Annotated in this window: 20 protein-coding genes; all 20 read left to right on the top strand. The window is 72.1% G+C overall.

The window, feature by feature from the left end:
- The first annotated feature begins 216 nt into the window (after window positions 1-216).
- Window positions 217-1,629 carry a dihydrolipoyl dehydrogenase family protein gene (locus tag MYF83_RS23855; protein WP_248962858.1) on the top strand — a complete coding sequence of 471 codons (1,413 nt, stop codon included), beginning with the start codon at window positions 217-219 and terminating at the stop codon, window positions 1,627-1,629.
- A gap of 55 nt (window positions 1,630-1,684) precedes the next feature.
- The gene (locus tag MYF83_RS23850) at window positions 1,685-2,101 is read left to right on the top strand and encodes an SDR family oxidoreductase (RefSeq protein WP_248962857.1); all 417 of its coding nucleotides are present in this window, start codon (window positions 1,685-1,687) and stop codon (window positions 2,099-2,101) included.
- Window positions 2,098-3,342 carry a CoA transferase gene (locus MYF83_RS23845; RefSeq protein ID WP_248962855.1) on the top strand — a complete coding sequence of 415 codons (1,245 nt, stop codon included), beginning with the start codon at window positions 2,098-2,100 and terminating at the stop codon, window positions 3,340-3,342. Before MYF83_RS23850 ends, MYF83_RS23845 begins: the two co-directional genes overlap by 4 nt.
- A gap of 45 nt (window positions 3,343-3,387) precedes the next feature.
- Window positions 3,388-4,584, top strand: a complete 1,197-nt coding sequence (locus MYF83_RS23840; RefSeq protein WP_248962853.1) for an acyl-CoA dehydrogenase family protein — start codon at window positions 3,388-3,390, stop codon at window positions 4,582-4,584.
- A gap of 328 nt (window positions 4,585-4,912) precedes the next feature.
- Entirely contained in the window at window positions 4,913-5,314 is a 402-nt protein-coding gene (locus MYF83_RS23835; protein WP_248962852.1) for a Scr1 family TA system antitoxin-like transcriptional regulator, read from the top strand.
- Entirely contained in the window at window positions 5,233-5,577 is a 345-nt protein-coding gene (locus MYF83_RS44410) for a Scr1 family TA system antitoxin-like transcriptional regulator (RefSeq protein WP_372500224.1), read from the top strand. Before MYF83_RS23835 ends, MYF83_RS44410 begins: the two co-directional genes overlap by 82 nt.
- On the top strand, window positions 5,568-5,663 hold the full coding sequence (locus MYF83_RS44405) for a DUF397 domain-containing protein (protein WP_372500220.1): 96 nt from the start codon (window positions 5,568-5,570) through the stop codon (window positions 5,661-5,663). Before MYF83_RS44410 ends, MYF83_RS44405 begins: the two co-directional genes overlap by 10 nt.
- Before the next feature lie 736 nt (window positions 5,664-6,399).
- Complete coding sequence (locus MYF83_RS43875) at window positions 6,400-8,589, top strand: AAA family ATPase (protein WP_248962851.1); 2,190 nt, start codon at window positions 6,400-6,402, stop codon at window positions 8,587-8,589.
- Between the two features lie 9 nt (window positions 8,590-8,598).
- A complete protein-coding gene (locus tag MYF83_RS23820; RefSeq protein WP_248962850.1) occupies window positions 8,599-9,423 on the top strand; it encodes a Pvc16 family protein in 825 nt (274 codons plus the stop codon).
- 27 nt (window positions 9,424-9,450) lie between these two features.
- Window positions 9,451-10,587, top strand: a complete 1,137-nt coding sequence (locus MYF83_RS23815; protein ID WP_248962849.1) for a phage tail sheath family protein — start codon at window positions 9,451-9,453, stop codon at window positions 10,585-10,587.
- A 14-nt stretch (window positions 10,588-10,601) separates the two neighbouring features.
- Complete coding sequence (locus MYF83_RS23810) at window positions 10,602-11,042, top strand: phage tail protein (protein ID WP_248962848.1); 441 nt, start codon at window positions 10,602-10,604, stop codon at window positions 11,040-11,042.
- A 2-nt stretch (window positions 11,043-11,044) separates the two neighbouring features.
- Window positions 11,045-11,407, top strand: a complete 363-nt coding sequence (locus MYF83_RS23805) for a hypothetical protein (RefSeq protein WP_248962847.1) — start codon at window positions 11,045-11,047, stop codon at window positions 11,405-11,407.
- On the top strand, window positions 11,353-11,565 hold the full coding sequence (locus MYF83_RS43870; RefSeq protein WP_308201494.1) for a DUF6760 family protein: 213 nt from the start codon (window positions 11,353-11,355) through the stop codon (window positions 11,563-11,565). The genes MYF83_RS23805 and MYF83_RS43870 overlap by 55 nt, the downstream gene beginning before the upstream one ends.
- Before the next feature lie 40 nt (window positions 11,566-11,605).
- Entirely contained in the window at window positions 11,606-12,607 is a 1,002-nt protein-coding gene (locus tag MYF83_RS23800; RefSeq protein ID WP_248962846.1) for an eCIS core domain-containing protein, read from the top strand.
- A 1-nt stretch (window position 12,608) separates the two neighbouring features.
- Window positions 12,609-13,373 (top strand): CIS tube protein, encoded by a 765-nt coding sequence (locus MYF83_RS23795; protein ID WP_248962845.1) that lies wholly within the window; start codon window positions 12,609-12,611, stop codon window positions 13,371-13,373.
- Entirely contained in the window at window positions 13,370-15,013 is a 1,644-nt protein-coding gene (locus MYF83_RS43865) for a phage baseplate assembly protein V (protein ID WP_248962844.1), read from the top strand. Before MYF83_RS23795 ends, MYF83_RS43865 begins: the two co-directional genes overlap by 4 nt.
- A gap of 14 nt (window positions 15,014-15,027) precedes the next feature.
- Complete coding sequence (locus tag MYF83_RS23785; protein WP_248962843.1) at window positions 15,028-15,366, top strand: hypothetical protein; 339 nt, start codon at window positions 15,028-15,030, stop codon at window positions 15,364-15,366.
- Window positions 15,363-15,752 (top strand): GPW/gp25 family protein, encoded by a 390-nt coding sequence (locus MYF83_RS23780; protein WP_248962842.1) that lies wholly within the window; start codon window positions 15,363-15,365, stop codon window positions 15,750-15,752. The genes MYF83_RS23785 and MYF83_RS23780 overlap by 4 nt, the downstream gene beginning before the upstream one ends.
- Window positions 15,749-17,956, top strand: a complete 2,208-nt coding sequence (locus tag MYF83_RS23775) for a putative baseplate assembly protein (protein ID WP_248962841.1) — start codon at window positions 15,749-15,751, stop codon at window positions 17,954-17,956. The genes MYF83_RS23780 and MYF83_RS23775 overlap by 4 nt, the downstream gene beginning before the upstream one ends.
- Before the next feature lie 31 nt (window positions 17,957-17,987).
- Complete coding sequence (locus tag MYF83_RS23770) at window positions 17,988-19,679, top strand: phage tail protein (protein WP_248962840.1); 1,692 nt, start codon at window positions 17,988-17,990, stop codon at window positions 19,677-19,679.
- The last annotated feature ends 7 nt before the right edge of the window (window positions 19,680-19,686 follow it).

Here is a 19,686-nt window from a genome sequence, read left to right as displayed (position 1 = left end):
GCCGTGGCGATCGCCCCGGCGTTCAGCGAACGGCTCGCGCCGCCGACCGGACTTGACCGTTCCGTGCAGGGCCCCGTGGCGGGCCCTGTGGGATGATCAGCCCCGATCGGTGGCGCGATCAAGGGAAGGCCTGTTCCCTCGCCGCCGGGTGACCGCCGCCGCCGACCCGCGGTCGCGGGGGCCGTGGAGAAGACGCTCAGTTCCCAGGAGGTAGTCATGCCGGACGAGTTCGACGTGATCGTCATCGGCGCCGGCCCGGCCGGTGAGAACGTCGCGGCCAGGGCCGTACGAGGCGGCCTCAGTGCCGCGGTCGTGGAGGAGAACCTGGTCGGCGGTGAGTGCGCCTACTGGGCGTGCGTGCCGAGCAAGGCGCTGCTGCGGCCGGTGGACCTGGCCGCCGAGGTCCGCCGGGTCCCGGGCCTTTCGATCGGGCCGATCGACGCCGCCGCCGTGCTGGCCCGCCGCGACGAGACCGTCTCGCACTACGACGACGCCGGGCAGGTGGCGTGGCTCGAGGGGGTGCCGGCGACGTTCGTGCGCGGGCGGGGAAGCCTGGACGGTCCGAGGCGGGTCCGGGTGCAGGAGCCCGGCGGCACGTCCCGGTCGCTGACCGCCCGGCACGCGGTCGTGCTCGCCACCGGCAGCGTCGCGGCCGTCCCGCCGGTCCCGGGCATGGCCGAGGCCCGGCCGTGGACCAGCCACGAGGTGACCGCCGCCAAGGCCATACCCGGGCGGCTGACCGTCATCGGCGGCGGCGTGGTGGCCTGCGAGATGGCCCAGGCCATGCACGGGCTCGGCGCGGCCGAGACCACGGTGCTGGTGCGCGGCGACCGGCTGCTGGGGAGGATGGAGCCCTTCGCCGGGCGGCTCGTGGCCGAGGAGTTCGCCAACGTGGGCATCGAGGTGCGCATGGGCGCGAGCGTGACCCGGGTGGAGCGTCCGGTGCCGGGCGGCCCGGTCACCGTGCACCTCGCCTCCGGCCCCCCGGTGGAGGCCGACGAACTGCTGGTGGCCACCGGCCGCCGCGCCGCCCTCGCCGGCGTGGGCCTGCAATCGGTCGGGCTGGCCGGCGACCGTCCGGTCGAGGTGGACGACAGCATGCGGGCCACCGGTGTCGCGGGAGGCTGGCTGTACGCCGTGGGCGACGTCAACGGCCGCAACCTGCTCACCCACATGGGCAAGTACCAGGCGCGCCTCTGCGGCGACGTCATCGCCGCCCGCGCCAAGGGCGAACCCGACGACCTGCCTGGGCTGCGCGACATCGGCGACGGGTACGGCGCTCCGCAGGTGGTCTTCACCGACCCGCAGATCTGCGCGGTCGGCCGGACCGAGGCCCTCGCCCGGGCCGAGGGATTCCCCGTGCGCACGGTGGAGTACGACCTCGGCAACGTGACCGGCGCCTACCTGCTTGGCGACGGCTACCGGGGCCGGGCCAAGGCCGTGGTCGACACCGAGCGCCAGGTGCTGCTCGGGGTCACCTTCGCCGGGCCGGACACGGCCGAGCTGCTGCACTCCGCGACCATCGCGGTCACGGCCGAGGTGCCGCTGGAGCGGCTCTGGCACGCGGTCCCGTCGTTCCCGACGGTCAGCGAGGTCTGGCTGCGCCTGCTGGAGGCCTACGGCCTGTGACCGCGCGCCGGGACCACGTGCCAGGGCTCCTCACGGTCTTAAGTAGCTTATACACATGACTGGGCGAGGAGCCGTAGGCGCCGACGAGTTCGAAAGCATCCGGGCGCCGGTGCACCGGTTCGTGATGAGGGAGGCCGGCCGGGGGTCGATCGTCAACATGTCCTCGCTGTCGGGCAAGGTCGGCATGGTCGGCCAGACGAACTACTCGGCGGCCAAGGCCGGCATCGTGGGCCTCACCAAGGCCGCTGCCAAGGAGCTGGCCCACCTGGGCGTGCGGGTCAACGCCGTCCAGCCGGGACTCATCCGCACCGCGATGACCGAGGCCATGCCGCGGCACGCCTGGGACCAGAAGATGGCGGAGATCCCGATGGGCCGGGCGGGCGAGCCGTCCGAGGTCGCGAGCGTCGTGCTGTTCCTGTCCAGCTACATGACGGGCACGGTGCACGAGGTCACCGGCGGGCGGTTGATGTGACTGGCGCGGCCGAGGAGAGCAGGCCGGCCGCCCCGGCCGTGCCCGCCGGCGCCCCGCTGCGGGGAATGCGGATCGTCGAGCTGTCCGGCTACGTCGCCACGCCGCTGTGCGGGATGGCGCTGTCCCAGCTCGGCGCCGACGTCATCCGCGTGGAGCCGATCGGCGGCCAGGTGGACCGCTCCCGGTGGCCGCTGAGCGAGTCCGGGACCAGCCTCTACTGGACCGGCCTGAACAAGGGCAAGCGCGCCGTCGAGGTCGACTTCCGCTCCGACGCCGGCCGTTCCGTCATCGCCGATCTCGTGACCGGGGGCGGCCCGCGTGGAGGCATCGTCGTCAGCAACGCCCGGTTCCCCGGCCTGTCCTACGAGGCCCTCAGCGCGCGCCGCCCCGACCTCATCCACGTCGAGCTCACGGGGAAGGCCGACGGGGGGACGGCCGTCGACTACACCGTGAACGCGGAGACCGGCCTCCCCTCGGTCACCGGACCGGCCGGCGCGGGGCCGGTCAACCACGTGCTCCCCGCCTGGGACATCGCCGCCGGCCTCTATCTGGCCCTCGGCCTGCTGGCCGCCGAGCGCCGCCGCCTGCTCACCGGGGAGGGGCAGTACGTGAGCGTGGCCCTCCAGGACGTGGCGATGGCCATGGCCGGCAATCTCGGCTACCTCGCCGAGGCTCAGCTTGGCGGGGAGCGCCACCAGGACGGGAACCACGTCTACGGCAGCTACGGCCGCGACTTCCCGACCGGTGACGGCCATCGCGTGATGCTGGTCGTGCTCACCCGGCGGCACTGGACGGACCTGCTCGCCCTGACCGGCCTCGGCGCGGCGATGGAGGCGGTCGAGCGGGCGCTCGGGGCCGACTTCACCCGCGAGGGCGACCGGTACACCCACCGCGCCGTCATCAGCGGCCTGCTCGAAGCGTGGTTCGCCCGGCACACCTTCCAGGAGGTCGACGCCGCCCTGTCGTCCCGGCGCCTGCTGTACGCGCGGTACCGCACGTTCGGCGATCTCGTCGCCGACCCGGCCGCGCTGCTGGCCGGCAATCCCGTGCTGGCCATGCTGGACCAGCCCGGCGTGGGCCCGCACATCGCGGCCGGCTCGCCGCTGGTGATGCACGGCGAGCGATGCGGGGCCCGTCCCGCGCCGGCGGTGGGTCAGCACACCGGCGAGGTGCTCGGCGAGGCGCTCGGCCACTCCCCCGCGGACCTCGCCGCGCTGCGGGACCGGGGCGTGATCGGGTGATCCCCGCCGTGGAGATCGGCCCACCTGAGCAGGAGGAGGACTGAAATGGGTCGGCTTGCGCAGACCGACGGCCTGAGCGACGTGCAGCGGGAGATCCTGGCCACGGTGCGGGCCTTCGTCGACAGGGACGTCATCCCGGTCGCGACCGAACTCGAGCACCGGGACGAGTACCCCTCGGAGATCGTCGAGCGGATGAAGGAGATGGGCCTGTTCGGGCTCATGATCCCCGAGGAGTACGGCGGGCTCGGCGAGTCGCTGCTCACCTACGCGCTGGTGGTGGAGGAGCTGTCCCGCGGCTGGATGAGCGTCTCGGGGATCGTCAACACCCACTTCATCGTCGCCTACATGATCGAGCAGCACGGTACGCCGGAGCAGAAGGAGCACTTCCTGCCGGAGATGGCCGAGGGGCGGATCCGCGGCGCCTTCTCGATGTCCGAGCCGCACTGCGGGTCCGACGTCTCGGCCATCCGCACGAAGGCCGTCCGCTCCGGTGAGGAGTACGTCATCGACGGCCAGAAGATGTGGCTGACCAACGGCGGGTCGGCCAACCTGGTGGCGGTGCTCGCCAAGACCGACGAGGGCGCCGGTTCGGTGTACCGGAACATGACGACGTTCCTGGTCGAGAAGGAGCCGGGCTTCGGCGAGACCCGTCCTGGCCTCACCATCCCCGGGAAGATCGACAAGATGGGGTACAAGGGCGTCGACACCACCGAGATGGTGCTCGACGGCGTCCGCGTCCCCGCCGGACGGGTGCTCGGCGGCGTGCCGGGCCAGGGCTTCTACCAGATGATGGACGGCGTCGAGGTGGGCCGGGTCAACGTGGCGGCGCGGGGCTGCGGGGTGGCCCAGCGCGCGTTCGAGCTCGGCATCCGGTACGCCCAGCAGCGCGAGACCTTCGGCAAGGCGCTCCACGAGCACCAGGCCATCCAGTTCAAACTGGCCGAGATGGCCACCAAGGTCGAGGCCGCGCACCAGATGATGGTGATGGCCGCCCGCAAGAAGGACGCGGGCGAGCGCAACGACCTGGAGGCCGGCATGGCCAAGTACCTCGCCGCGGAGTACTGCAAGGAGGTCGTCGAGGACGCCTTCCGGATCCACGGCGGGTACGGGTACTCCAAGGAGTTCGAGATCGAACGCCTGTACCGCGAGGCCCCGATGCTGCTCATCGGCGAGGGCACCTCCGAGATCCAGAAAATGATCATCGGCCGCCGCCTCCTCGAGGAGTACCGCCTGCCCGAGTGACGGGCCGACGACGCCGGGGACTCCCGCAAAGCGCGCCGCGTCCGCGATCCGCCAGGGCAGCCGCGTCAGCACGTACCGAAGACGGCCCTTTCGATCATGCGGCACCCGCCCCGTCCCTGCCTCGTGGAATACCGGATCGCTTTTCTTTTTCCGTCCTGCCGAATGAACAAGAGCTGTGCTTAGATTGCCCCCGTGAGCGATGAATCCATGACCCGATCGGCATCCCATTGGATGACCGCTAATGACGGACAACAGTTTATCGAAACCAGCGTCCGGTATCGCATCTCGAGCTGAAAGGTCCGTTTTTCTCCATTTCGGGAGGAACGCGATGAGCGTCGAACCCTTTCCCGGTCCCGACTCCCCCCGCATGCGCTTCGGCGCCGAGATGCGCCGCCTGCGCGAGGCCGCGCGACTGTCCCAGGCCGCCGTGGCCTCCCGCCTCGGCTGCACCCAGACCCAGGTCAGCCGCCTGGAAGCCGCCACCCGCACGCCATCGAAGTCCGACGCCGAACGCCTCGACCGCCTCTTCGGATCGGGCGGCAGTACATACTTCACCGGACTGCGCGAACGCATCATCGCCCCCGGAGGACCTATATGGTTCAGAAGCTGGGTCGAAGAAATAGAACCCACGGCGCTCGTCCTCCACTCCTGGGATCCCCTCTTTGTCCCCGGCCTCCTGCGAACCGAGTCCTACGCACGGCGTATCTTCAGCCGGGAGCCCCTGATGTAGAACTCGCCGACAGGCCCACCATCTCCATCCAAATCGTCGACCCGGAATGCCTTCCAGGCCTGCTCGGCGCTTTCATGATTGCCAAGCTACCGAACGCAGAACCCGACACCGTTCATGTGGATTCCTCAGCCGAAGGTCAGATCACGAGTGAACCTGGGCTCGTGACCTCGATACGAAACCGATATGAAGCCATACGACTATGGGCCTATCCTGAGCATGTATCCCTCAAAATGATCGAGGAAGTGAAGCGGGAATGGATCTGAGCACCGCTGCATGGCGGAAGTCATCGCATTCCGGTGGCAACGGCGGGCAGTGTGTCGAGGTGGCCGCCAACGTCCCCGGGTGGTAGCGGTCCGGGACAGCAAGAATCCCCACGGCCCTAAGCTCCTCCTCGCCCCACCTGGCAGACCTTCATCGGCTGCGTCAAGACCGGCGAGTTCGACCCCTTGATCTGACCGTCTGCGGGTTTGATTCAAGGTGTGATCCACTGAGGCCGGTGCGATGCGCCGTGGGGTTCTCGGGGTCCTTCACGGGCGGGTCCGGGGCCGTGGGCGGGCGGTGGGGACGGGGATCGCAGGGGCGCCGGGGACGACGGTGCCGGCGAAGGCGCCGACGCCCTCGACAGGCGACACACCGGCGGGACGTCACACGGGCGGGGCGTCATACGGGCGGAGCGACGAAGACGCCGTGGCCGACGTCTGGCCGGGCCGGCCGGCTCCCGGTGCCGCCCTGCCCGTACGAGGCGGCACACGGTGACAACCGTGAAAAGCCGGTCGAACGGCCGTCATAGCCCCTCATTTGCGGTCAATTGCCGCAAACCAGCAATTCCACGGCAGCAGCGAAGTAGCCCGGCGTGACGGATCGGCCGAGCTCGGGGACACCTACGACCAAGGGCACCAAGGCGAGGAAGACCGCGTTTCTGATCAACACCGTTGAAGTCGCTCGAACTATTGACAATGCCATCACGTGATTCGTAACGTTCCAAGCCGGGGGGATGAGTCGTCGCATCGATCGGGCCGGGAGTGTTCATCGGTTCGTCCTCGGGGGCAGATGTGTCTATTGGCGTACCTTTATTTCCTTCCACGGTGGACGACGCGATTTTCCCGGCCGAGCACGTGAATGCCATCGAGCTCCCCTTCACGCGGCTCGACGTGCTTCTCACCCGCGCCACGGCCCAGGCCCGCGAGCGGTTCGGCGCCGGGGCCGCCGCCGACGCCTTCCGGGGGCTGTACGTCACCGCCGAGCAGGCCGCCACCTCGCTCCACGGCGAGCCCGGCGCCCCGCTGCTGGCCGGAACGGCCGCGCGCGGCACGGCCGAGCCGGTGCGGCCGGGCTGGGACGAGGTGACCGGCGACCACGCCGGCTGGAGCTGGCTGCGCGACACCTACGGCCTCACCGACCAGGAACTCGACGTCGTCCTGGTCGCCCTCGCGCCCGAGGTGGATCCGCGGTACGAACGGCTGTACGGCTACCTGCAGGACGACGTCAACCGCCGGCGTCCCACCGTCAACCTCGCCCTGGACCTGGTCACCACGACCGTGGCCGGCAAGCTCGCCGCCCGCTCGATGTTCCGTGCCGACGCACCGCTGGTCGGCGAGCACGTGGTCACGCTCGTGCCGGACGAGCGGCCGGTCCGGCCGCCGCTGCTCGCGCACTTCATCGCCCTCGACGAGCAGATCGTCGACGTCCTGCTCCTCCAGGGCGGCCTCGACCGCAGGCTCGCCGCCCGCTGCCGCCTCACCGCTCCCCCGCCCGGCCGCTGGCCCGCCGTCCCCCTGCCGGCCTCCGCGCGTGAGCCGCTGCTGGCCACGGCGCGGGCCGCGCGGGAGCACCGTCCGCTGCGGCTGTACTTCCAGGGGCCGCCGGGGTCGGGCCGCCGGACCACCGCCGAAGCCCTGGCGGGGGAGCTGCGGGCACCGTTGCTGACGCTCGGCCTGGCCGGCCCGCCCACCACCGGCGAGGAGACGGAGGAGGTGCTGTTCCGCGCCTTCCGCGAAGCCCAGCTGCACGGTGCGCTGCTCTACCTCGACGCCGCGGACGCCTTGCGCCCGAGCGACACCGAGGACGCCGGGGTCGCGGCCCATGGGCCGGCCCACGCCCGCCGGGCGCTCGCCGAGCGGCTGGCCCGCCACCCCGGCATCGTGATCATGGCCGGCGACCGGCCCTGGCTGCCGCTCGGCGGGCCGCCGCTCGGCGTCGTCACGGTGCCGTTCGCCCGCCCGGGGCACGAGGTCCGGCGCCAGGTATGGGCGGCCTGCCTGGCCGAGGCCGGCGTCGCCGCCCCCGGCGACCTGGCCGAGGCGCTCGCGGGCCGCTTCCGCTTCGGGCCTGGCCAGATCGCCCACGCCGTCGCGGCCGCGGGCGCGGCGTCCGCCTGCGGGCCCGCATCACCAAGCGGACCGGCGCGCGGGGACCTGTTCGCCGCGGCGCGCGACCAGACCGGTCACCAACTGGCGGCCCTGGCCCGCAGGATCACCTCATCCCGCACCTGGGACGATCTCGTCCTGCCCGGCGACCCCACGACCCAGCTACGCGAGCTGTGCCTGCGGGTTGCCCTGCGCCGGCGCGTCTGGCACGACTGGGCCTTCGACGGCGGGCCCGCACGGGGAAAGGGCGTCAGCGCCCTGTTCGCCGGCCCGCCGGGCACCGGCAAGACCATGGCCGCCGAGGTCGTCGCCGGCGAGCTGGGCCTGGACCTGTTCAAGATCGACCTGTCCTCGGTGATCAGCAAGTACATCGGCGAGACCGAGAAGAACCTGGAGCGCATTTTCACCGCGGCCGCCGACGCCGACGCGATCCTGCTGTTCGACGAGGCCGACGCGCTGTTCGGCAAGCGTTCCGAGGTACGCGACGCCCACGACCGGTACGCCAACATCGAGACCGCCTACCTCCTGCAGCGGATGGAGCAGCACGACGGCGTCGCGATCCTGGCCACGAACCTGCGCCAGCACCTGGACGACGCCTTCACCCGCCGGCTCCAGTTCGTCGTCGACTTCCCCTTCCCCGACGAGGCGCAGCGGCGGCGCATCTGGCAGGTCAGCCTCCCGGACAGCGCGCCGCGCGAGGACGACGTCGACTTCGGGCGGCTCGGCCGCGACTTCCGCCTCTCCGGCGGGAACATCGGCAACGCCGTGCTGCGCGCGGCCTTCCTCGCCGCCGCGCAGGACCGCCCGATCGGCATGTCCCATCTGCTCGAGGCCGTCCGCCGCGAGCACCACAACATGGGCAAGATCCTGCTGGACTCGGAGCTTCGCACCGGGCCGGGTGAGGGATGAGGACACCACATGTTCCAGGACCTCGACGCGACCCTGAAGGCGCTCCTGCGCGACCCGGCGGCCCCGGAATTCCTGCGCGACGCCGACGTCAGCTTCGACACCCCCGACAAGGACTACAAGCCGGCGCAGGCCACCGTGAACCTGTTCCTGCACGAGGTCACCGAGAACCGCACGCTGCGCGACGAGGCGCGAGTGCTGGAGCGCGCCGGGAGCGGCTACCGCGCCCGGCTGCCGTCGCTGCGCGTCGACTGCACCTACCTCACCACCGCGTGGTCGTCGCGGACGGCCGGGATGAGGGCCGCCGAGGAACATCGGCTGCTCGGCCTCGCCCTGGTGTGGCTGAGCCGGTTCCCGGTGATCGACGAACGTTTCCTGCAGGGGACGTTGCAGACCCCGCCCCAGCCGTACCCGCTGCCGGCCGTCGTGGCGCAGACCAGGGAGGGGCAGGCGATGGGCCACTTCTGGAGCGCCCTCGGCGTGCCGCCCCGCCCGGCCTTCGCGCTGACCGTGACCATCACGGTGGACCCCTTCGACCAGGTCGAGGAGTTCGCCGCGGTGCAGGGTGTGCAGGTGCGGACCGCCTCGCCGCAGTATCCCGCGCTCGCCGGCCGGGTACTGGACCACACCCTGGCCCCGGTCCCCGGCGCCACGGTGACCGTGACCGAGACCGGCGACCAGGTCACCTCGGGCCGCGACGGTGGGTTCGCCGTCGAAGGCCTCGGCTTCGGCGCCTACCACCTGCGGGTGCAGGCCGCCGGCCATCCCGACCGGCAGGTGCCCGTGAACTACGCGGCCGAGGCCCAGATCCACGACGTGGTCCTGCCCGGCCACTGACCCGTCCCGCAGGCGTAGGAGGAGACGATGATCGACTATGAGTCCAAGGCGCCGGGCGTCTACATCGAGGAGATCACGCCGGCCGGGCCCATCACGGGCGCGGGCACCAGCGTCCCGGCCCTCATCGGGGTCGCCGCGGCCGACAGCGCCCTCGGCAAGCCGGTGGCGATCACCAACTGGACCGCGTACACCGACGCCTTCGGCGGTTACAAGGCGTCGCTGAACCTGCCGTACGCGGTGCGGGGTTTCCTGGAGAACGGCGGGACGTTCGCGTACGTCGTGCCGATCAAGGACAACGGCGGGGTGGACGGCGCGCTCGACGCGCTGACCCGGCTGGCCGACGTCAGCATGGTCTGCCTGCCCGGCGTCGTCGACCCCACCGTCCAGGCGAAGGTGCTCGCGCACTGCGAGACGATGGGCGACCGGTTCGCCGTGCTCGACGGCGCGCAGGACACCACGCCGCTCAAGGCCGACGGCGCCCTGCAGAAGCAGCGCGGCGGCCTGAAGTCCGCCAACGGCTTCGGGGCGCTGTACTGGCCGTGGATCGTGATCCCCGATCCCACCGCGCGGCCCGGCACCTCGGCGACCGTCACCGTCCCACCCTCCGGGCATGTCGCCGGCGTGATGGCGCGCTGCGACGGCTCCGTCGGGGTGCACAAGGCGCCGGCCAACGAGACCGTACGAGGTGCGGTCGACCTGGAGTACGCGCTCAACGACGCCGAGCAGGGGGCGCTGAACAAGGCCGGGATCAACGCCATCCGCCGCTTCCCCGGGCGCCCGCCCCTGGTCTGGGGCGCCCGCACCCTGACCGACGGGACGCAGTGGCGGTACGTCAACGTGCGGCGGCTGGTGTCCTACATCGAGGACTCGATCGTCCAGGGCGTCCGCTGGGCGGTCTTCGCGCCCAACAACACCGCGTTGTGGAAGGGCCTGGAACGCTCGATCACCGAGTTCTTGACCCGGGTCTGGGAGGCGGGCGCGCTGTTCGGCGCCACCGCCAAGGAGGCGTTCTACGTGCGCATCACCGAGGAGCTCAACCCTCCGGCGGTGCGCGGCCTCGGCCAGGTCATCGTCGAGATCGGGGTGGCCCCCACCCGTCCGGCCGAATACGTCGTGCTGCGCATCGGCCTGTGGGACGGCGGCGCGCGGATCAGCGAAGGTTAGCAGGAGGACAGCAGATGGCTCAGACAGGACAGCGCGTCGATCCCTTCCGCAATTTCAACTTCCTGGTGGAGCTCGACGGCATCGCCCAGGCGAGCTTCACCGAGTGCAGCGGGCTCGGCTCCACCACAGAGGTGATCGAGAACCGCGAGGGCGGCGACAACGTGACGGTGCGCAAGCTGCCCGGCAAGACCAGCTTCTCCGACATCTCCCTGAAGTGGGGCCTGACCGCCTCCACCGAGCTGTGGGAGTGGCGCCAGCAGATCGCCGACGGCCTGGTCGTGCGCAAGAACGGCTCGATCGTCGTGTTCGACCTGGCCAACAGCGCCGAGGTGGCCCGGTGGAACTTCTTCCGCGCCTGGCCGACCAAGTGGGAGGGCCCCGCGTTCAGCGCCAAAGGCGGCGACATCGCCATCGACACCCTCGTGCTCGCGCACGAGGGACTGACGCGGGTCTGAGCGTGCTGGTCACCGAGGTCGAGTTCGAGCTGCCGAAGGGGTACGTGGACGCGGAGGGCAACCTCCACCGCACGGGCGTGATGCGGCTGGCGACGGCCGCCGACGAGATCTACCCGCTCAACGATCCACGGGTGCGGAACCTGCCCGCCTACCTGATCGTCATCCTGCTCTCCCGGGTGGTGATCAAGCTCGGCGGCCTGGAGGAGGTCAATCCCGGGGTCATCGAAGGGCTGTTCTCCGCGGATCTGGCCTACCTGCAGGACCTCTACAACCGCGTCAACGGCCTGAGCCCGCGGACGCTCACGGCGGAGTGCCCGCACTGTGGCCGCCGCCAGGAGCTGGAGGTGCCGCCGCTGGGGGGATAGCGGGCTACCCCCTGGACCGGGTCCACCAGGAGGCGGCCTTCCTCGGAAGACATGTGCACTGGACCCTTACCGAGGTGCTGAACCTCGACCACGCCCAGCGGCGGCGCTGGGTGCGGGAGGTCGCGAGCCAGCTCGAACGCGAGCGGGGCGGCGGGTGAGGCGCGGACCCGACGCCGGCCGCGGCAGGACGGGACGGAAATGGACGAGCAGGTGGAGGGGGTGGCGCGAACGATGACGGACGACGGCACACCGGCGGGGACGCTCGGGGAGCGCCTCGACGAGGCCGGCCGCCGGATGGCCGCACGTCACCTGCCGTCCTATCCCTGGGCCGGCGGGCTGGCGCGGGTGTTCGAGCACGTGACGCGCCTGACCGAGCCGTTCGACGGGCGGTTCGAACGGCAGGAGTCGCCTGTCGGCCGGCAGGGCGAGATCGTGCGCGGCGTGCCGGTGGGCGATGCGCCCGGCGCCGGCCCTTCCGCGGCATCCCCGGGTGAGGCCTCTCCCCCGGGGCCGCCCGCCGCGCACGACCCCTCGGGCGATCGGACGCCGGCCGAGTTCCCGGGTGCGGAGCCGGTGCGCGCCCCGGCCGCCGCCCCGGGACGGGCCCTGCCGTCCGGCGTGCGCTCGCGCCTGCGCGGCGTCGCCGGGCTGGGCGCCGACGCGCTGCGCGTCCACGACGACGCGGCGGCCGACACCGTCGCCCGGGCGCACGGCGCCGACGCCGTGACTCAGGGCGCCGACGTCTACTTCCGCGACGGCCGGTTCCGTCCCGGGGATCCGGCCGGTTTCGGGCTGCTCGCCCACGAGGCGACCCACGTGACCGCGCTGCTGGACCCAGGCGGTGCCTGGCGGCGCGCGGCGCCCGGCGGAGTCGCCGCCGAGGAGCGGGCGGCGCTGGCACGGGAGTCGGCGGCCCGCCACGCCCCCGGCTCGGGCGACGACCCCGATCTGCGCGCGCCCGGCCCGGGTGCGGCGCCGCCCCCGGCCGGCCCGCCCGCGCTCCCCGATCCCGGCGTCGCTCCGGCCGCCGCGCCCGCTCCCACCCCGGCCATCGCGCCGCACGCGGCGGCGCACCCGATGACGGCGCCGGTCGGCCGCGATCTCGCTCAGCAGCCGCCGTTCGACGTCGAGGCACTGCGCCGCGGCCTCATCGCCGACCTGATGCGCCAGCTGCGCACCGAGTTCGAGCGGGGAGGCTGACATGCCCGTGCCGAAGCCCGTACGCCCGGCCAGGCGGGTCAGCAACGAGCTGGCCAAGGCGCTGATCATCGACACCACCACCGGCACCGGCCACGCGGTGATGTACAACCCGGAGGAGCTCCAGCTCGAGCAGGGCAACGTGTTCGCGGAGGTCGGCATCCCGGGCCTGGACGCGCCGCCGCTGCAGTACGTGCGGGGCAAGGCGCGGGTGCTCACCATGGAGCTGTTCTTCGACACCTACGAGACCGGCGAGGACGTGCGCGAGCACACGGCGCCCATCGTGCGGCTGCTCGACAGGGACCCGCGCACCCAGGCGCCGCCGGTGCTGCTGTTCTCCCTCGGCCGGGTGCAGTTCCGCTGCGTGCTGACCGACGCCGGGCAGCGGTTCACCATGTTCCGGCGCGACGGCACCCCGGTGCGCTCCACCATGTCGGTGCGCCTGCAGGAGTACGTCGAGGTGGGCGTCGAGATCCGCCAAGGAGTGTTCTTCGGCTCGCCGACCGTCTCGGCGGCGGCGAACGCGGCGGCGGCCGGCACGGTGGCGGCGGCGAACGCGGTGCTGTCCGGGTCGGCGACGCTCCACGTCACGGTGTCCGGCGACACGCTGAGCGGCATCGCCGCCGCCTACCTGGGCGATCCGGGCCGCTGGCGGGAGATCGCCGGCGCCAACAGGATCGACGACCCGTTCGACCTGCTGCCGGGCAGGTCGCTGGTCATCCCCGCGCCGGGCGGCGCGACCACCGGCGCGACGGGGCGGCGGCCGTGAGCGCGCCGCCGTTCGCGCCGCGGTTCGAGGTGCGCCTCTCCGGCGTGACGCTCGCCGCCGACCTGACCCGCCAGATCCTCGGCCTGGTCGTGGAGAGCGACCTGGACCTCGCGGGCTCCTTCGGCATCACCCTGCACAACGCCGGCAACGCCCTGCTGGACTCGGCACTGCTCGACCTGGGCAAGACCGTCGAGATCCACCTCGGCTACGGCAACGACCTGAGGCCCGCCTTCCTCGGCGAGATCGCCGCGATCGAACCGTCGTTCCCGCAGGACGGGCCGCCGACGATCCGCGTGTCCGGCTACGACAAGTCCTTCCGGATGCGCCGCGCGCAGCCCGAGCCCACCGAGTACACCTTCATGAACGACAGCCTCATCGCGGCGCGGATCGCGGCCGAGAACGGGCTGATCCCGGTCGTGGACCCCACACCTGGCCTGCCCGCGAAGGTGATCCAGGCCGAGAGCGACATGGCCTTCCTCAAGAGCCGGGCCGAGCGGTACTTCTTCGACGTCTACGTCGAGTGGGACCGGCTGCACTTCCAGCTCCCCCGGCCCCGGCTCGCCGCGCACGTCCTCACGTGGGGCAGGAACCTGTCCGGCTTCAGCCCGCGCATCTCGGCGGCCGGCATGGCGGGCCTGCAGGTGATCCGCGGGTACAACCAGGAGCTCGCCCAGGCCATCACCGTCACCGCCCTCGCGGCCGACTTCGACCTCGACGACCTGGTGGAACGCCTCGGCAGCGCGGCGATCGAGCTGCTCGGCTCGCTGGCCCGCAAGGGCATCAGGCAGCACACGGTGGAGAACCCGCTGGACGCCGCGGTGCTGGCCAGGTCGCTGCTGGCGGACCTGCTCGAGGGCATGTACGAGGGGTCCGGATCGTGCATCGGCATCCCTGACCTGCGGGCCGGGGACTACATCGCGGTCCAGGGCGTGGGGCGCCGGTTCAGCGGCACCTATCGGGCGCGCAAGGTCACCCACCGGATCGACGGCAACGGCTTCACCACCGAGTTCTCGATCACCCAGCGCGGCCACTCCAGCCTGCTGGGGCTGCTGCGCAGGCAGATGGTTCAGGAGCCGTCGCCGAACGAGCCGCAGCGGTTCTACGGCGTGGTGGTCGGCGTGGTGCAGGACAACGACGAGCTGCGCGACCTGCCGCCCCAGGTGCCGATCGGGCGGGTCAAGGTGGCGTTTCCCGGCATGTCGGACAACTTCACCAGCGGCTGGGCGCCGTGCGCCCGCCCGATGGCCGGCAAGGACATGGGCTTCTACGCGCTGCCCGAACCCGGCGACCAGGTGCTGGTCGCGTTCGAGCACGGCGACCTCGCCAAGCCGTACGTGATCGGCGGATTGTGGACCGCCAAGCAGGCACCGCCGGCGACCAACGTGGACGGCACCAACAGCAAGCGCGTGATCAAGAGCAGGGCCGGCCACACGATCACGTTCGACGACACCGCGAACATCGGAAAGCTCACGATCGAGGACAAGTCGGGAAGCTCGATCACGCTGGACGCCCAGGACGGCTCGATCACCATCAGCGCCCAGGGCAGCCTCACGATCAAGGCCAACCGCGAGATCAACCTGGAGGCCGCCGGCGGCGCCACCAAGATCTCGATGACCAGCACCCAGGTGAACGTCACCTGAGGAGGGAGGCGCGGATGGCGCGCGTACTGACCACCGAAAGCACGGTGACCTGCGGGCACGTGCCGCCCGGTACCGTGGTGCCGCAGAGCGCGGCCAAGCTCGCCGTGGGCGGCAAGCCGGTGCTCGTCGAATCGGGCATCAAGACGATCGGCACCGGCTGCACGGTCAGGGCACAGGGGGACGTCCCCTGCGCGACCGTCACGGCGATCACAGGCGGGCGGTCGGCCAAGCTCTTCGCCGGCGGGTTTCCAGTGATGCTGGACTCACTCGCCGGGACCACCAGCGGCCAGATCAGCGGCGTCACGGGCACCCTGACGGTGAGGGCCGTCCAGGGCAGGCTGGCGGCGACGTGACCGAGCCGTTCCCCGGCCGAGGGCCGGCCTTCCCGATGCGGCTCGGCGTCGCCGGGCTCGCCGAGTCCACGGGCGTGGCCAAGGTCGAGGAGTCGATCCGCATCATCCTCGGCACCCAGCACGGCGAGCGGGTGATGCGCCCCCGCTTCGGGTGCAACCTCAAGACCCTCGCCTTCGCCCCAAACAACGGGTCGACCGCCGACCTCGCCCGCTACTACGTGACCGAGGGCCTGGCCCAGTGGGAGCCGCGCATCGAGGTCCTGGACGTCGAGGTCGCCAACGACAACGTGCGCGCCAGGCTGCTGATCGACATCCGCTACCGGCTGCGCGCGACACGAGATGTACGCAACCTCGTCTACCCGTTCTACCTGGAGCGCGCACAATGACGTTCGAATCGCGCCGCGGGCGGATCCTGCCCCCGGACCTCGACGACCGGACCTGGCAGGACCTCGTCGACCAGATGCGCGCGCTCATCCCCAGGTACGCCCCGCAATGGACCGACCACAACCCGAGCGACCTCGGCATCACGCTGATCGAACTGTTCGCGTGGCTTGCCGAGGGCGTGATCTACCGCCTGAACCAAACCCCGGACAAGAACTACGTGGCGTTCCTGAACCTGCTCGGGATCACCAGGAACCCGGCCACGCCCGCCCGCACCCACCTGACCTTCACCGCCAAAGCCGGTCCGGTCGTCGTTGCCGTCGGCACCCAGGCCCAGACCACCGCGCTCGAAGGCCGCACACCGGTCGTGTTCGAGACCGACGAGGACGTCCGGGTGCTGCCGACCACCCTCACCGCCGCGCTCGCGGCCGGCCCGCACCCGGCGGGCGCGGCGTCCAGCCGGTACGACGTGGTCACGGCCACACTGGTCGGCCCGCCGGCGGGCAAGTACCTGGTGGAGGTGCCGCCCGGGCAGGCCACGCAGCTGTGCCTCGGCTTCGACCGGCAGGTCGCCGAGGAGATCACGCTCGGCCTGCGGCTGTACCTGCCGGTGCCCGAGCAGGCCCAGGCGACCCTCACCTGGACCTACTCCCGAGGCACGGCCGAGCCTCTGGCATGGCCTTCCATCAACGGGGTCGCCGACGCCACCGGCGGGCTACGGCGCGATGGCAGGGTGCGGCTGACGCCGCCGGGCGACTGGACGCCGCAGCGCGCGGCGGGCCCGGCAGCCACCAAGCCGTGGACGACGGTGACACCCCGCGACGGTGCCGCCGCGGTCACCGACCCGCTGTTCTGGATCGGCCTGCGGATCGCCAACCCTGCCGCGACGCCGCTGGCCATCGGCGTCGACCGGCTGCTGTTCAACGCCGCCGCCGCGCGTACCGCGCTGACCGTACGGGCGCCGGAGCCGCTCGGGCAGAGCACCGGCGAGGCGTTCCAGGTGTTCCCGCTCCGCTACCGGCCGCTGCTGCGCCGCCTGGGCACCGGCGCGCCGTACGCCGACCTGAAGGTGCAGGTGGGCACCGGTGACCCGGCGGTCTGGCAGGACTGGACGCTCGTCGAGGACTTCCCGCCCGGCCCCGGCACCGTGTACCGGGCCGACCCGGTGACCGGCGAGATCAGCTTCGGCAACCACGACGACCGGAGCGAGCAGGGCAGGCAGGGGCACGGCTCGGTGCCGCCGGCCGGCAGCCTGATCCGTGCGCTGAGCTACCGGTACGTCGACGCGGGGGCGGCGGGGAACGTCGCGCCCGCCCAGGTGACCGTGCTCGGCACCACCCTCTCCGGCATCCTGCCCACCGGCGTCACGAACGTCACCAACCTCGGGCCCGGCCGCGACGGCGCCGATGAGGAGCCGATCGAGGACACGCTGCGCCGTGCGCCCGAGGAGCTGAAGATCCGCGACCGCGCGGTCACCGTGGACGACTACGAGTTCCTCGCCGGCGAGGCGGGCAACGACGTGCTGATCCGCCGCTGCCTGCCGCCGCGCCTGCAGGCGGCCGACGGCCCCGGCCCGGCCCCGCTACCGTGGGTGAAGGGCGACCCGTGGACCTTCGCCGGCATCGTGCGCGCGCCCGGCACGGTCAACATGATCATCGTCCCGGACCAGGACGCTACGGTCGCCCGGCCGGAGCCCACGCAAGACCAGATCCGCCAGGTGCGGGCGTACCTGGACCCCCGGCGGGACCTGACCGCCCGCCTCGAGGTGCTCGGGCCCCGGTACCTGCCCGTGATCGTGAACGTCGAGCTGGTGGTGTGGCAGCAGGCGATCGACGCGGGGGCCGACCAGGACAAGGTGCGGAGCGACACCCTGGCCCGGATCCAGGCATTTCTGCACCCGACCCGGGGCGGGCCGGCCGGCACCGGTTGGCAGGTCGGGCAGCCGGTGTTCACCTCCGACCTGTTCCGCGCGATCATGCCGTCCGGGGACCTCGGCTACATCTCCACCCTGCAGCTGCGCCCGGACGTCCCGGCCTATCACTTCCCGCCGCTCAACCCGGCCGGCACCGCCGACAACTACAACCAGGACCGGGAGCGGCCGTTCCGGCTGTCGCCGTTCGGGGCGTCGGTGCGGGTCGCCGACTACGAGCTGGTCTGCGCCGCCGCCGAGAACTCCCACAAGATCACTACCACGGTACTGAACGCATGAGACGGGCGGACGCGCGGGAGGTGAGGACGCCGTGAGCGACAAGAGCGGCTGGTTGCGGCACCTCCCGCCGGTGCTGTGGCAGGACGAGCCCGAGACATCGGAGTTCGGCCTCGGCACCGCGCTGCGGATCTTCGAGAAGGTGCTGACCGGCATCCCGGACGGCGTCCCCCTGCCGCACCGCCCGCACGAGCGTGAGCACGAGCACGAACCGCCCCGCGAGCACGAGCACGAGCCGATCACCACTGAGATCGCCCGGCTGGACCGGCTGTTCGACCCGTGGACGACCCCGGAGCCGTTCCTGCCCTGGCTCGCCTCCTGGGTGGCGCTGCGCTACCCGACCCTGCAGGACGCCCCGTTGTGGGACGAGTACCAGCGGCGCAAAGTGACCTCGGAGATCGCCCGGATCTACCGCCTGCGCGGCAGGAAGGCCGGGCTGAACAAGTACCTCGAGCTGTACGCCGTGGGCCGCACCCGCCCCCGGGTCGCCCTCGACGACGGCACCCGCCTGCTCACCGTCACCCCCGGACCCGAGCCCGGCACGGCCGCGTCGGTGGCCGGGCTGGTCGTGCAGGGACCGGTCGTCACCGGCGCCGGCGTCCGCGTCGAAGGCGTGACCAGGCCCTGGTGCGTGGCAGCCGGCACGGACGGTGGCCTGTTCGCCGGCGACATCGCACTGCCCGCCGGAGTCTCGCCGCAGCTCAAGAACAGGGTGTGGCGGCTGAGCCCGGCCGGCAACCACGACGTGGCGGGAACGCCGCCGAAGCCCCGGCCGGTCGCGCCGGACACCCTCAACCTGACCCGCGTGGTCGCCGCCGCCGTGCGGCCCGCCCGGGGCGCGGCGCCCGAGACGCTCTACGTGCTGGACCGTGCGGGGCAGTTGTACGCGGTCCCCGCGCCGTTCCCCGACACCCCCGCGACGCAGATCATCTCGCTGGCCACGGCAGGCACCCCGCTGTGGCCCGTCGCGATGGCCGTCGATCCCGCGAGCGGCGACCTGCTCGTCCTGGACCGCGGCGACGGGCCCGGCTCGCCGAGCCGACCCAAGATCATCACCGTGCGCACCGACCCACCGGCCGCTACCCGCACCACGCTGCGCACGGTCGTCGAGCCGCTGTCGCTGGCCGTCGAACCCGGCGGCACGCTGCTGGTCGGCGACGGCGGCGATCAGGAACCCGCCGCGCCGGCCCGGTTCCCCGGCAACCTGGTACGGATCACCCGCGCCGCCCAGGCATGGACCGAGACACCGCTGCTCCCCGCCGGCAACCCGCTGGTGGCGCCGACCGCCATCGCCCGCACTGGCGACGGGCGGCTGTACGTCCTGGACGCCGGGCTGAAGCCGTTCGCGCCGTCGGCCACCGACCCGTTCATCTGCGCCGTGGCCGAACACGCGGCGGTGTTCGAGGTCGATCCGGCCGCCGCGCCGCCCACCGCCGTACGGATCACCGAGCCCGGGCAGTTCGTCTACCCGACCGGCATGGCGGCGACCGGCGACCGGCTGGTCGTGTGCGATCCGGGCCAGCCGGAGGTGGCGGGGCTGCAGCCGTTCTGGTCGCGGGTACGGCCGTTCCAGTTCGGCGTCGTCGTCCACTTCGCCGACGGGCGGCTGCCGCCGGACGCCTCCGCACGCCAGCTCGTGCTGAACCAGGCGGTGGGCAACATCCGCAGCATCATCGACCAGGAGAAGCCGGCGCACACGCTGTGGAACCTGATCACCGCGATCTAGCCGGACG

The sequence above is a fragment of the Sphaerisporangium perillae genome, assembly GCF_023276435.1.
Classification (GTDB): domain Bacteria; phylum Actinomycetota; class Actinomycetes; order Streptosporangiales; family Streptosporangiaceae; genus Sphaerisporangium; species Sphaerisporangium perillae.
The sequence above is the reverse complement of the archived record's forward strand: the minus strand, read 5'-3'. Positions and strand labels throughout refer to the sequence as shown.